At 73.0% G+C, this 13,467-nt stretch carries 9 protein-coding genes; 2 read left to right on the top strand and 7 right to left on the bottom strand.

Features of this window, described 5'->3' with window-relative positions; all coding sequences use genetic code 11:
* Window positions 1-57: 57 nt before the first annotated feature.
* Window positions 58-945: a hypothetical protein gene (locus QSK22_RS21255; protein ID WP_285496020.1), complete on the bottom strand. Its 888-nt coding sequence runs from the start codon at window positions 943-945 to the stop codon at window positions 58-60.
* 91 nt (window positions 946-1,036) lie between these two features.
* Here QSK22_RS21255 and QSK22_RS21260 point away from each other — a divergent pair, with 91 nt between their 5' ends.
* On the top strand, window positions 1,037-2,302 hold the full coding sequence (locus tag QSK22_RS21260; RefSeq protein WP_285496021.1) for an acyltransferase family protein: 1,266 nt from the start codon (window positions 1,037-1,039) through the stop codon (window positions 2,300-2,302).
* Between the two features lie 1,015 nt (window positions 2,303-3,317).
* Here QSK22_RS21260 and QSK22_RS21265 read toward each other — a convergent pair.
* Complete coding sequence (locus QSK22_RS21265; protein ID WP_285496022.1) at window positions 3,318-3,614, bottom strand: hypothetical protein; 297 nt, start codon at window positions 3,612-3,614, stop codon at window positions 3,318-3,320.
* Between the two features lie 344 nt (window positions 3,615-3,958).
* On the opposite strand from QSK22_RS21265, the gene QSK22_RS21270 reads away from it, so the two are divergent.
* Window positions 3,959-5,974: an NAD(P)-dependent oxidoreductase gene (locus tag QSK22_RS21270; protein WP_285496023.1), complete on the top strand. Its 2,016-nt coding sequence runs from the start codon at window positions 3,959-3,961 to the stop codon at window positions 5,972-5,974.
* A 33-nt stretch (window positions 5,975-6,007) separates the two neighbouring features.
* Here QSK22_RS21270 and QSK22_RS21275 read toward each other — a convergent pair whose 3' ends face one another.
* The 5 genes from QSK22_RS21275 to QSK22_RS21295 form a co-directional block, all read right to left on the bottom strand.
* Entirely contained in the window at window positions 6,008-6,634 is a 627-nt protein-coding gene (locus QSK22_RS21275) for a response regulator (protein ID WP_285496024.1), read from the bottom strand.
* A complete protein-coding gene (locus QSK22_RS21280) occupies window positions 6,627-7,781 on the bottom strand; it encodes a sensor histidine kinase (RefSeq protein WP_285496025.1) in 1,155 nt (384 codons plus the stop codon). The genes QSK22_RS21275 and QSK22_RS21280 overlap by 8 nt, the downstream gene beginning before the upstream one ends.
* 14 nt (window positions 7,782-7,795) lie before the next feature.
* Window positions 7,796-8,536: an ABC transporter permease gene (locus QSK22_RS21285; protein WP_285496026.1), complete on the bottom strand. Its 741-nt coding sequence runs from the start codon at window positions 8,534-8,536 to the stop codon at window positions 7,796-7,798.
* Window position 8,537: 1 nt separating this feature from the next.
* Window positions 8,538-9,443, bottom strand: coding sequence for an ABC transporter ATP-binding protein (locus QSK22_RS21290; protein WP_285496027.1), 906 nt, complete (start codon window positions 9,441-9,443; stop codon window positions 8,538-8,540).
* 97 nt (window positions 9,444-9,540) lie between these two features.
* A complete protein-coding gene (locus QSK22_RS21295) occupies window positions 9,541-13,419 on the bottom strand; it encodes an nSTAND1 domain-containing NTPase (protein ID WP_352231466.1) in 3,879 nt (1,292 codons plus the stop codon).
* Window positions 13,420-13,467: the final 48 nt, after the last annotated feature.

The following is a 13,467-nucleotide window of genomic DNA, read 5'->3' on the forward strand; positions in this document are numbered from 1 at the left end:
CCACTCGCGCCTCCCTGCACGAGGCCGAGATGCGGGCCGTCAAGGGCCTGGGGACAGTTACCTCCACCCATGGGCCGCGGCCTCGGCGTCCCACGCGCCGGCCCCGCCTTTCAGGGGCCACGCCCGCGTCCGCTCCTCGTCGTAGGGAACGGCCGCGGCCGTCCGAGCGAGCCCTTGGACGAGCGCGTCGATCTGCCGCTGCGCACCGGGTTCCGGCCGCCGCCGCAGCTTCTCGATGATGCCGGTCACGTGGCCCTCCACGGCGTCCAGGACCGCCCGTTGGGCCGCGGCGTCGATCCCCCGTGTCAGGACGAGCATCGGTGGGGTGACCTGCTCGGCGAGTGCCGCGGCCAGACGGTCGTGACCGTCCAGCACCACATGCCCGTCCAACCCGCTGACGGCCCACAGCAGCACGGGAGGCAGCACGCGTTCCCGTACCAGCTTGCGGTACGCCTTCACCCGCCCCGCGTCCGGAGGGGAGAGCGGACGCAACGGCAGAACGCCTCCCCACCCGTTGCCGAGCCAGTCGACGTAGGCGGACGGTTCGGGCTCGGCGCCGACAAGGCCCCACCCCCACCACCAGGACAGCGGCTCCCAGACGCTCGTGTTGAACATCCGCAGCACCCACCGGCCCTCGTGCAAGGGGGAGGTGTCGGCCTCGTCCAACCACGCGGCGAACCGGTACGCCCAGTCGCGGTATTCGCGTACGCGTGCCTCGGCGGCGCGCAACGGCGGCAGGGGCGAGGCGTAGCGTCCCGTGCGGAGGACGCGTACGCCGTACCGGTCCTCGTCCACCAGGCCGAGCAGCACCGCGTCGCGTCCCTGCCGCAGGAGCATGCGACGTGGATGCGCCACCTCCATGCGCAGTCCCGGCACCCGCCCCTGTGCCACGGTCAGGCCGAGCGCGCGCCCGTTGCCCAGGGCCTCGATCTCCACGTAACGCATTGCGACCATCGTCCCACCAACCACCTGATATTCAGGAAACGTTCAGGGAAACGTCAGCATCATTGGAGCGTCCGCATCTAGCGTTGCTCCGATGCTCGTGCCCGCGCTCGCGTCCGCCACGGCGCCCCGCCACCGCTCCCGCCCGCAACCGACCGAACGCGTACCGCCCGGTGCGCGGCGCCTGGCGTGGCTGGACGGCCTACGCGGTCTGGCGGCCATGGTGGTGGTCTTCGAGCACTCGCTGGACGTGCTGCTCCCCGAGGTGCGCCGCACCGCGAGCCCGTGGTTCAACTTCGGCCGGTACGGCGTGTTCGTGTTCTTCCTGGTGAGCGGCTACATCGTGCCCGCGTCCCTGGAACGGCGCGGCGACCTGCGCGCGTTCTGGATCGGCCGCTTCCTGCGCCTGTACCCGCTGTTCGCGGTGGCCGGCCTGCTCGGCGTCGCGCTCGCGGCGACCGGGGTGGCCTGGCCGCTGCCCGCCCCGCTCACCGACCGCCCGTGGATCTCCGCGCTCGCGCACGCCACCATGCTGCAGGACCTGCTGGGCGTGCCGAACGTCGTCAACGTCTTCTGGACCCTCTCCTACGAGATGGCGTTCTACCTGCTGGTGACGGCGATGTTCGCGGCCGGGGTGCACCGGGCGAGCGCGGGCGCGGCGGCGGTGTTCGCGGCCGCCGCCGCGGTGGCGGGCGCCGCGCTGCCGATGTGGCTCATCGCGGGCAACTGGCCGACGGGCTCGATCGCGGCCACCGCGCTCGTCTTCGTCTGCGGCCTGCTGGCGGTGATGTACGGCACCGCGCGGCTGCGCCTGTGCGGCGCGCTCGCCGTGGCCGTCCTCGTGCTCGTCCTGCTCACCGTCAACAGCCGGATCGGCGGCATGGAGAGCCTGGCGATCCTGGCGACGATGTTCGCGGGCACCGCCCTGTACCGGGTCGAACACGGCCAGATCGCCCGCCGCCCAGGGCTGGCGCTGGTCGCGCTGGTGCCCGCGCTGACCGTCGCCGCCGGGGCCTGGCCCGCCCTCACCTCGGGCGACGCGTCCTGGGGCTGGCCGGTGGCGGTAACGGCGGCGTGGCTGACGTTCTTGCTAGGCTGGGCCCTGCGGCACCAGCGGATGCCGAAGGTCTTGGCCTGGCTTGGCATCGTCAGCTACTCGCTGTACCTTCTGCACCCGCTGGTGCTCCAGGTCGTGTGGCGCCTGACGGGGGAACCCGACGACATGGCCCTTGCACACCGCCTTGCCTGGGGCGCGGCAGCCGTATCCTGCCTGCTCGCCGCCGCAGCGTTCACCTACCGCCACGTCGAACGCCCCATGCAGAACCTGGCCCGCCGCCTCTCCCGCCCCCGAGCCACCTGAACGCCACCCCGTTCCCCTCACGCTTTGAGCGCAGCCGCTGCCGCCCGCGCCTCAGACAGGCGCGCTCACCATGCTTCCGCCGCGACCAGCAGGCGCCGCAGCAGCCCACCCCATCCCCGCCGCCGCCTTCTCGACGCCCTCCGCCCGCCCGACGCAGGCGGCTTCTGCCCGCCTGGCCCTCCGCCTCGCGACGTGGGCGAGGTCCACCGCGACGGCCTCTTCCCGACCGCCCTGGGGACCCCGGCCACCCGCGCGGCGTCCCGCCTCGGCGGCCGGTAGACGCCCGAAGCCGACATCACCCCGTCACGCCCTCGCATCGCCTGCCCATTTCCCCCGACCGGCCCCGATGGTGCGTAGTCATTCGTGGCCGGCCTCGCCCCGGCGTGCCCCCACATCGCCTGCCCGCCCCGCACCGGAGTCCTTGGACCACCACCCGCCGGTGTCGTCGGCCCGTAGTGCCCGGGCGCCCCGTGCTCACCCTGCCCGGACGGCCCCGACAACCCGTAGCGGTTCGGGGCGGGCCCCACCGCGACACCTCCCCCAACCACTCGCCCGCCCCGCCCCGGCCTCGGACCCTCACCCACCCGTGTCGTCGGCCCGTAGTGCCCAGGCGCCCCGTGCTCACCCCGCCCAGACGGCCCCGACAACCCGTAGCGATTCGGGGCGGGCCCCACCGCGACACCTCCCCCAACCACTCGCCCGCCCCGCCCCGGCCTCGGACCCTCACCCACCCGTGTCGTCGGCGCGTGGTGTCCGGGCGCCCCGTGGTCACTCCGCGCGGGCGGTCCCGGCGGGTTGGGCGTGGGGGGACGCCGCTGGGGAGGGTAGGCCCGCATGCGGGCCGCGTGGAGGAGTTGCGCCAGTTCGCCGGGGGTGGCGGCCTCGACCAGCCGTGCCGCCCCCGTCCGGTCGTAGACGAGTGCCCACATGCTGCCGGTGAAGCGGCCGTGCCAGATCACCGCTTCGGGGAAGCGGGCGCGCAGATCGGCGAGCACCTCGTCCGGGACGATCGCCGTCACCGCTCCTCACCGCCCGCACGGCGGTTGAGGTGCCCGATGATGTGGAGGGCCGCGTCGATGACGCTGTAGGCGGGCGCGATCGGCTCCTGCCCGCCGTTGTAGAACCACAGCTCGTCGCGGTCCTCGGGACGCGGTCGGCACGTGACCGTGTCCGCCGCCTCCTCACCGCTGTTGACCTGCGGGTTCGCGATGCGCAGTCCGTTCGCTGTGAGCTTTGTCACCAGCCCTTTGGCGGCCATGAACGTGCCGAGCGCCGCCAGCCGGTCGTGCGCACCCATACGATCGGTACCCATGGGGGTTGGCCTCCTGGGAAGGTCGATCCCTTAGGCCCCGGGTGTGTGCTGCTGACACCGCCCGGGGCCGCCTTGTTCTTCGGGCAGGACGCGGGTTGCGAAAAACCCGCCCGCGCCGCAGATCGACTTCACCCGCGTCCCGCTACTCCCAGTGAAAGGCATGCACGTTCCGCAATTCCATGGTGACAATGGGGATACGGGACCTCCATCCCCTCTCTCCCCACGCGAAGGGAGTGGACACCATAATCGAAAAAGCACGCCCGGAATGGGCTGCTTGTCTCCAAAACGAGCGCGAGCGGCGAGGCTGGGGAACATTCGCCTTGGCCCGCCGACTCCGCCAGGCCGTGGGCATCAACGACCACCCACCCGACAAGATCAAAAACCTGGCCCGCCAGATCTACAGCTGGGAACGCGGCGACCACTTCCCCCGCGACTGGGCCGACGCATACGCCCGGGCGTTCGGAATGAAGGTCCGAGATCTTTTTCCCGGCCTCGTTGAGGAGCGGAATTCCGCCTCCGCGGGTACCGTGGAGGCCCCACCTTCAAACGGCCCGTACCCGAACAACTGGGACGAGGATGGCGAAGAGATGGAAAGACGCACGCTGCTACAGGCGCTCGTCGCGCTCGGCATTCCGGTCGCCGTGGGCCTCGAAGCGCTCCAAACCATCCGCTCCGGTGTCGACCGCGCCGTAGGCCGCAACGAGGACGGCCACCTGGAGGAGTGGGAGCAGACGGTCGCCGACTACGGCCACACCTACCGGTTCGCCCCGCCTCGTCAGCTCATGCTGGACCTGGCCGCCGACCTGGCGACCGTCCAGCTGATCACCTCGCGCAGCAAAAAGGAGAAGAACCCGGCCTACTCCTCGTGGTGCCGGGTGAGCGCCGGTCTCTCGTTGCTGATGGCCAAGACGCTGTCAAACCTCGACCAGCCGCGCCTGGCCCGCGAATGGTGGTTCACCGCGCTCGGCGCCGCCGAGACGTCCGGCGACCGGGACCTTCAACTGTGGATCAACTCGGAGCGTCTGATCCACGGTCTCTACGAGGGACGGCCGACCGCGCTCCTCCTTCGCGAGGCCGACAAGATCATCGCCGAGTCCTCGGAAACCCCGTGCCGCGGGCTGCTGGGCGTCCAGGCCACGCGCGCCCAGCTGCTTTCGCTCGACGGCGCCGACAGCCAGGCCCGCGCGGAAATCCGGGTATGCACCGAGATGTTCGAAAAGCTGCCCCCGGCGGTCACCACACCCGACTCACCCCGCTCCGTCATCGCAGGCTGGCCTGAGTCCCGCACTCGCTACACAGAGTCGTGGGTGTACGGCCACATCGGTGACTCCAGGAAGCTGGACGAGGCCATCGGCCGCCTCCGCGACGTCCACCCCTTGGACAGCCCGCGGTACAAGGCCCAAGTGGAGCTTCTGGAGGTCATCGGGCACGTCCGCGCGGGCGACGTCACCGAAGGCGTGCGACGGGCCAACGAGGTCTACGCCGGCCTGCCCCCCCAACAACCGCTGCACCATGGTGAATGGCCTGGCCAGGCGCATCCTGGAGGACGTGCCCGCGCAGCGGCAGGCCGACACGCAGGTCGCCGAGTTCCGGGACCTGCTGCGCGCCACCATCGACCGCAAGGCCATCACCTGACCACCGGTCACCGCGACCAGCAAGTCACGCCGAGAACAACAAGGGAGGGGGCCGCACGCCCCCTCCACAATTGCGCTGCGAACATGAGGGGTATGCGACTCACCCTTCTGGGCGCTACCGGAGGCACGGGGCGGGCGCTGCTGGGCCAGGCCTTGGAAGCGGGGCACGAAGTCACCGCGGTGGTGCGCAGCCCGGACGGGCTTCCGGCCGCCGTCCGCGACCGCGTCACCGTCGTGCGGGCCGGGCTCGCCGACCATGACGCGTTGGCGGCGGCGGTCGAGGGCGCCGACGCGGTGATGTCCGCGCTCGGTTCGCGGGCCGGGCGCGCGCCGACGACGGTCTGCACCGACGGGGCCCGCGCCATCATCCGGGCGACGGGCGGGAAGGGCCGCGTGCTGTTCGTGAGCGCCTCCGGGCTGGAGGCCGACGCGGGTGACGGCCCCGCCGCCCGCTACCTGGTCAAACCGCTGATCCAGCGGATCTTCCGGGCCCCCTACGACGACCTGCGGGAGGCCGAGCGGCTGCTGCGCACCTCCACGCTCGACTGGACGATCGTGCGGCCGGCCCGGCTCGTCGACGGTCCGCGCAGCGCCCGGCCGCGCACCGCCGTCGACCGCAGCGTGCGCGGCGGCACGAAGACCCGGCGGGCCGACCTGGCGGCCTGCATGCTCGACCTCGTCGACGACGAGACGTCCATACGGCACATCGTCTCCGTCGCCTCCTGACCCGCCGCGCACAGGACCTGGCCGCGGAGCTCGTCAGGGCAGCAGATGCCGCTCGTAGGCGGCGGCCACCGCCGCGGCCCGGTCTTTGACATCCAGCTTCGCGTAGATATGGGTGAGGTGCGTCTTGACCGTGGCCTCGCTGATGAACAGTTCCGCGGCGATCTCCCGGTTGCTGGTGCCGCGGGCCACCAGGCGCAGGATCTCCAGCTCGCGGGCGGTCAGGGACTCGCTGCGGGGTTCGCGCACGCGGGAGACCAGGCGGGCGGCGATGGCCGGGGACAGCACGGTGCGGCCCTCGGCGGCGGCGCGGACGGCGTCGAAGAGCTCGTCGCGGGGGGCGTCCTTGAGCAGGTAGCCGGTGGCGCCGGCCTCGATCGCCGGGATCGTGTCGGTGTCGGTGTCGTAGGTGGTGAGGACGAGGACCTTGCAGGGCAGCCCACGGCGGGTGAGTTCGGTGATGGCCTCCACGCCGCCTCCGCCGGGCATCCGCAGGTCCATCAGGACGACGTCGGGGCGGAGCCGTTCGGCGAGGGCCACGGCCTGGCGGCCGTCGGCGGCCTCGCCGACCACCCGGAAGCCGGCGGTGCCGGCGAACATGCCGCGCAGCCCGTCGCGGACCACCGGGTGGTCGTCGACGATCAGCACGGTGATGTCAGCCATGGCGGATCAACGGTACGCGGACGGACACGGCCGTGCCCCGGCCCGGCTCGGATTCGATCTCCAGGGTCCCGGCGACCCGTTCGGCGCGTTCGCGCATGGCGGTCAGGCCGAAGCCGCGGGAGGGACGGGTGAAGCCCCGGCCGTCGTCGCGGATGTCGAGCGTCACCTCGTCGTCCATGTAGGAGAGGGTCACGCCGATGCGGTTCGCATGCGCGTGCCGGGTGGCGTTGGCGAGGGCCTCCTGGGCGATGCGCAGGAGGGCTGCCTCCAGCTCGTCGTGCAGGGGTACCGCCGTTCCGGTGACGGTGAGGCCGGCCCTGCCGTCGGTGAGCTTCTTGAGGGCCTCGGGGAGCGTGTCGTGCTCCAGCTGGGCGGGCGCGAGGTCGTGGACGGAGCGGCGGGCCTCGCGCAGGCTCTCGCGGGCGAGGGCGATGGCGCGGCGGACGTGCTCGTCGTCCCCGGCGGCCTGGAGCTGGGTGATGATGCCGGTCAGGCCCTGGGCAATGGTGTCGTGGATCTCGGCGGCCAGGCGGCGGCGTTCGTCGGCGACCCCGGCTTCGCGGGCCTGGACGATGAGCTGGGCCTGCAGGGCGGCGTTCTCGGCGAGGGCCTGCTGCAGGCGGGCGTTGGTCCGTTCGAGTTCGGCGATGGTCTCCGCCTGGGTGCGGGCCCGCTCGGCCTCCCTTCTGCTGAGGCGGTCGAAGAAGAGAACGAGCCCGGAGTTGAGGGCGAGCAGGCCGCCGAAGGCGGCCGCCTGGTGGAGGCTGCCCGGCGGCATGCCGCCCGCCTGGGCGCCGGCCATGGTGACCACCGTGACGGTGGAACCGGCCGGAACCCAGCGGCGGGGCAGGTAGTGCGCGGTGTCGAAGTACCCGAGCACGGCGTAGACGCAGAAGAAGGGGTTCAGCCAGGTGAGGGCGAAGGCGAGGGCGCTGCGGGCCCAGTAGTGGACCTGGCCCGGGATCTTCCCCGCGACGTGGAGTATCTGGAGGGCCAGCGCGGTGAGCACGAGGGTGACGGCCGTCCGCTGCTCGGCGGGCGACATGACGGCATCGCGGACGAGCAGCGCCATCAGGCTGCCGAGGAGCAGCAGGCCGAACGGTCCCCAGCGGTAGAACCGTTCCCATTGCTCCTGAATTGTCGCCATCGCCACCATTCTCCTTATTCCCAGCGGAACCAGCGCACGGCGGCCGCGATCAGCACGGCCGTCCAGGCGGCGGTGACGCCGAGGTGCGCCCAGTCGGGCGAACCGCCCTCGGCCGCCCGGTAAAGGGCCTGGGAGGCGGCGCCGAACGGGAGGCACTCGACGATGCGGCGCAGCAGATCGGGCATGGTCTGGACGGGCCCCCACACCCCCGCGACGAACATCATCGGGAAGAGCACGACCGAGCCGACCACCGTCGTGGCCTTGACGGTGGGCGTGACGGCGGCGACCGCGGCGCCCATCGCGAGCGCGCCCAGGGCGCCGAGCAGGAGCGCCAGCAGATAGCCCGGCAGCTGACCGGGCAGCGCGACGTCGAACGCCAGCCGCCCGACGGCGACGACCAGCAGCGCCGAGCCCAGGGCGGCCGCGAAGTGCAGGACGATCTGCGCGGCCAGCAGCGCGGCGGGCCGCATGGGCGTGGTGGACATGCGGCGCAGGATGCCGCGCTCGCGGTAGCCGGACAGCACGGGCGGCAGCGCCTGCACCCCGGCCATGATCATGGCGAGCAGCACGTTGACCGGGACGTACAGGTCGATGACCCGGGCCCCGCCGAGGCCGGGGTCCGGGTCCCGGAACGACGGGATCAGGCCGAGGACCGCCAGCAGGATGCTGGGGAACGCGACGATCCAGAACAGCGCGAACGGCTCGCGGCCGAAGAGCCGCAGTTCCGCTTTCAGGACGGCGGCGGAGGCGGACATGTCAGTTCTCCCGGTCTTCGGTGAGTTCGAGGAAGGCGTCGTCCAGCGTGGAGTCGGTGATCCGCAGCCGGTGCGCGGTGATCCGGCGGCGGGCGAGCAGGGAGACGACCGCGTTGGCGGTCGTGTCGGTGCCGTGGATGGTGACGTGGCCGTCGCGGCGTTCGACGGTGGCGGCCTCGGGCAGTCCGGCCAGGTCGTCGCGGTCGAGCGGCCGGGACGGGGCGAACGAGATCACGGTGCCGCCGGAGCCGCGGCGGATCAGCCCGGCGGGGGTGTCGAGCGCGGCGACCCGGCCCCGCTTGAACACCGCGATCCGGTCGCAGAGCCGCTGGGCCTCCTCCATGAAGTGGGTGACGAGCAGGACGGTGACGCCGCCGTCGCGGACCTCCTCGATCAGGCTCCAGGTGTCGCGGCGGGCACGCGGGTCGAGACCGGTGGTCAGCTCGTCCAGTACGACGACCCGGGGGCGGCCGATGAGCGCCAGCGCGATGAACAGGCGCTGCTTCTGGCCGCCGGACAGCCTGCCGAAGCGGGTGGTGAGCTTTCCGGTGAGGCCGAGGCGTTCGGCGAGCCCGCGCCAGTCGGCCGGGGCCGGATAGAGGGCGGCGTAGAGTTCCAGGGCCTCCCGCACGGTCAGCTTCTCCTGGAGCTCGCTCTCCTGAAGCTGCACGCCGAGGGTCCGGGTGAGCCGGTCGCGGTCGGTGCGCGGGTCGAGGCCCGCGACGCGGACGGCGCCGGCGTCGGGGGCGCGCAGGCCCTCCACGCATTCGACGGTGGTCGTCTTGCCTGCGCCGTTCTGGCCGAGGATTCCGAAGATCTCCCCTTCTTCGACGGTGAACGTGACGCCGTCCACCGCGGGGCGGCCGCCGTAGGCCTTGCGCAGGCCGCTGACTTCGATGATGGGCATGGCTTCGAGCATCGCCTCGGGGGCGCCCGCCCGCATCGCCCGAGGCGCTCGTCCTGCCATCAGCCGATTGGTCGATGCCGCCGTACGACCACGGGGTTCAGCCGCAGGCGGCGGGGAGCGAGAATCGCCGCGCCCACCTGCGCAGCGGGGACCCGTCGGTGTTGGCGCAGACGCGGTCGATGGCCGGTTCGAGGTCGGTGGACCACAGGCGCAGGACGCGGTCGTCCCCGGCGCTGGCCACGGTGCGGCCGTCGGAGCCGAGCGCGGCGCTGTCGAGGGCGCCGATGTGCCCGCCGGTCAGGGGGTCGCCGGACGGGTAAGCGTGGGTCGGGTCGGAGACGTTCCACAGCCGCACCGTGCCGTCGTCGCCCGCGCTGGCCAGGGTGCGGCCGTCCGGGAGGAACCCGACCCAGCGCACGGGCAGGCTGTGCCCGACCAGGGGCTGCCCCAGCGCGGCGGGGCGCGCGGGGTCGCGCACGTTCCACAGCTGGACGGCGTGACCGGCGCCCGCCGTGGCCAGCAGCCCGCTGTCGGCGGAGAAGGCGCCCCACAGGATTCCGCCCTTGTCACCGGTGACGATGGACGGCAGCGCACGGGGGTGTGCCGGGTCGCGGACGTCCCACAACCGCACCTTGTCGTCGGAGCTGCTGCTTGCGAGGGTGCGTCCGTCCGGGCTGAACGCGGCCCAGTGCAGTTTGCTGATGTGGCCGGTGAGGGGCGGCCCCAGCTTCCTGGGGTGCGAGGGGTCGGACACGTCCCACAGCCGTAGCGTGAAGTCGCGCCCCCCGGTCACCAGGAGGCGCCCACCCGGGTGGAACGCCAACGCGTCGGCGACGTCGTCGTCCTCGATGGGGATCGACGACAGCGGGCGGGGACGGGCGGGGTCCGACACGTCCCACAGGCGCGCCGTGCGGTCGCGGCCCGCGGTGGCGAGGATCCGGCTGTCGGGGGTGAACACGGCGCGTGTGACGTCGTCGGTGTGCGCGGTCAGGGGCGGCCCCCAGGGGCGGCGGGTGCGGGGGTCCCACAGCCGTACGGTGCGGTCGGCGGAGGCCGTGGCGACGGTGCGGCCGTCGCGTGCGTAGGCCACCGCGTTGATGGTGTCGGTGTGGCCCGTCAGGGCGGTTTGCGGCAGGTTCCACAGCCGTACGGTGCGGTCGTTGCCCGCGCTGGCCAGCCAGCGGCCGTCGGGGCTGAACACGGCCCAGACGACGAAGCCTGTGTGGCCGACCAGGGGCGGCCCCAGCCGTGCCGGGCGGGCCGGGTCGGACACGTCCCACAGGCGGAGGGTGTGGTCGGCGCCGCCGGTGACGAGGGTCCGGCCGTCCGGGCTGAAATTCACGGCGAGGATCGTGTCGGTGTGCCCGGTGAGCGGTTCGCCGAGAGGCTCGGCATGGGCGGGGTCGGACACGTCCCACAGCCGCACCGTCCGGTCGTCGCCGACGCTGGCGAGGGTGCGGCCGTCGGGGGAGAACGCGACCGCGTACACGTCCGAGCGGTGGCCGGTGAGGGGCTGCCCCAGCGCCTGGGGGCGGGTGCGGTCGGACACGTCCCACAGCCGGATCGTGTGGTCGTGGCCGGCGCTGGCGACCGTGCGTCCGTCCGGGCTGAACGTGGCGGACGCGACCGAGTCGGTGTGGCCGGTGAGCGGCTCGCCGAGAGGCTCGGCATGGGCGGGGTCGGACACGTCCCACAGCCGCACCGTCCGGTCGTGTCCGGCGGTGACGAGGGTGCGGCCGTCGCCGCTGAACGACACCGAGAACGCGTAGCCGGTGTGGCCGGTGAGAGGCTGCCCCAGCGTCTTGGGATGGGCGCGGTCGGACACGTCCCACAGGCGCGCCGTGCGGTCGCGGCCGGCGCTGGCGAGGGTGCGCCCGTCGGGGCTGAACTGGAGCCAGTTGACCGTGCTGGTGTGCCCGGTGAGCGGCGCCCCCAGCGGGCGGGGACGCACCGGGTCGGAGGTGTCCCACAGGCGGATGGTGGTGTCCACCCCGCCCGTGGCCAGGGTGCGGCCGTCCGGGCTGTAGGCGACCGCGTACACCGGCTGGGTGTGCCCGGTCAGCGGCCTGGACAGGGCGATGTTCTGCGTGTCGAGCAGGCGGGTGCGCGCCAACTTGGTGGGACGCAGACGGTAGGCGGCCAGGTCGAGCCGGGCGGCGAGCGAGGGGTCGGTGTTCGCAAGGTGGTCCGCCGCGGTCATGATCCGCTCGGCGGTGGCGCGGTCGCGTTCGGTGCGGGCCGCCGAGCGCTGCTGGACGGCGACGGCGGCGGTCACCGAGGCGAGCAGCGCGAGCGCGGCCAGCGCGGCGACGGCGGCGCGGCGCAGGACGGCGGCGCGCCGTTCGTGCCGGGCCGAGGCGGTGAGGAAGTCGCGCAGCCGGTCGCCGAGCAGCACGTCGTCGCGGTGCCGGTCGGCCCACTCGGTGGCGGCGGCCAGGCGGCTGCCCCGGTACAGCAGGTTCGGGTCGCGGTTCTCGCGGTCCCAGGTGCGGGCGGCCTCCGCCAGCCGCTGGTGGGTGAGCAGGTCGGCGCGGTTCTCGTCGCGCCAGCGGCGCAGGCGCGGCCAGGCGTCCAGCAGCGCCTCGTGCGTGATCTCGACGGTGTCGGCGTCCAGCGTGACCAGCCGGGCGCGGGCCAGCGCGTCCAGCACCGCGTCGACGTCGGGATGCCCGGCGCCCAGGTCGTCGCGGTGGACGCGCCGTTTGGTGTCGCCGGTGCCGTCGCCGAGGGCGACCAGGCGCAGGAAGACGCCGCGGGCCAGCCGCTGCTGCTCGGCGGTCAGCCCGGTGTGGACGGCCTCGGCGGTGCGGGACAGGGCGTGCCGGATGCCTCCGGCGGCCTCGTAGCCGGCGAGGGTGAGGGTGTTGCCGCGGCGGCGCCGCCACGTCTCGCGCAGCGCGTGCGACACCAGCGGCAGCGCGTTGGCCTGGCCGCCCGCGTCGCCGATCACCCGGGCCAGCAGGGCGCCCTCGACGACGCATCCGGCGCGGACGGCGGGCTGGGTGATGGCCCGGCGCAGCTCGTCGGTCGTCATCGGCCCGACCGGCACCTGGGCGTCCCGCAGCGCCTCCACCAGGCCGGGGTGCTGGGAGCAGCGGGCGTAGAAGTCGGCGCGCACGCCGAGGACGACGCGGGTGCGGCTGTTGGGGGCGTGGACGGCGGCGAGCAGGGCGTCGATGATGCGGGCGCGTTCGGCCTCGTCGACACACAGCGTGAAGACCTCTTCGAACTGGTCGACCACGAGCAGCAGGTCGGCGTCCGCCGGGTGCTCGGCGAGTGCCTGCAGCACCGCCAGGTGCAGTGCGCGCTCGTCTTCGGCCAGCTCCTTGCGCAGCGCGGGCGCCGAGCCGCCGCTGACCGCCGCCAGCGACACGGCGCACTCGTCCAGCGGATGCGGGCCGGGGGTCACCAGGACGGTGGGCCAGGGGGCGCCGGACGCCGCCGTGTCGGCGCGGATGCGGGCCAGCAGCCCGGCGCGCAGCAGCGAGGACTTGCCCGACCCGGACGCCCCGAACACGGCCAGAAACCGCTGCGCACGGACGCGGCAAACCAGATCATCCGTGAGCCGTTCCCGCCCGAAGAACCATTCGCAATCTTCCGGCTGAAATGATGCCAGACCAACATAGGGGGATCTTTCCCGGGCGTTGCCGGACCCGGAGGGAACAGCAGCCGAATTGGAGGATTCGTCGGGCTCGCCGGAATTGTCGGCCGCCAGTTCCTCGGCCGCCCGGCGCCACCGCTCCTCCCATTCCGCGGCATCGCCCTCACAAGCCTGGACATATGCGAGCGTGACCGCCAAACTGGGCAATCTGCGTCCGGACGCGGCCTCTGCCAGCGTGGACGCCGAATAATGCGCCCGCCGCGCCAGCTCGCGATAGGGCGGGGAGCCCGCTTTCGCGCGCAGCAGACGCAGATCCGCGGCGAATCGCGTCACCACCCCGCCGTCTTCGTCAAGCGGCCGTTCAGGACGAGGCATCGCCACCCCAAATGGTCGACGTCGCTGCGTTCATTGTCCGGGGCCTGT

This window comes from Actinomadura sp. NBRC 104425, from assembly GCF_030269545.1.
GTDB classification, from domain to species: Bacteria; Actinomycetota; Actinomycetes; order Streptosporangiales; family Streptosporangiaceae; genus Spirillospora; species Spirillospora keratinilytica.

Excerpts from the sequence above, each read along its gene's own strand:
- QSK22_RS21255 (WP_285496020.1), bottom strand. The coding sequence starts at position 945 with ATGCGTTACGTGGAGATCGAGGCCCTGGGCAACGGGCGCGCGCTCGGC.
- QSK22_RS21260 (WP_285496021.1), top strand. The coding sequence starts at position 1,037 with ATGCTCGTGCCCGCGCTCGCGTCCGCCACGGCGCCCCGCCACCGCTCC.
- QSK22_RS21265 (WP_285496022.1), bottom strand. The coding sequence starts at position 3,614 with ATGGGTACCGATCGTATGGGTGCGCACGACCGGCTGGCGGCGCTCGGC.
- QSK22_RS21275 (WP_285496024.1), bottom strand. The coding sequence starts at position 6,634 with ATGGCTGACATCACCGTGCTGATCGTCGACGACCACCCGGTGGTCCGC.
- QSK22_RS21280 (WP_285496025.1), bottom strand. The coding sequence starts at position 7,781 with ATGGCGACAATTCAGGAGCAATGGGAACGGTTCTACCGCTGGGGACCG.
- QSK22_RS21285 (WP_285496026.1), bottom strand. The coding sequence starts at position 8,536 with ATGTCCGCCTCCGCCGCCGTCCTGAAAGCGGAACTGCGGCTCTTCGGC.
- QSK22_RS21290 (WP_285496027.1), bottom strand. The coding sequence starts at position 9,443 with ATGCCCATCATCGAAGTCAGCGGCCTGCGCAAGGCCTACGGCGGCCGC.
- QSK22_RS21295 (WP_352231466.1), bottom strand. The coding sequence starts at position 13,419 with ATGCCTCGTCCTGAACGGCCGCTTGACGAAGACGGCGGGGTGGTGACG.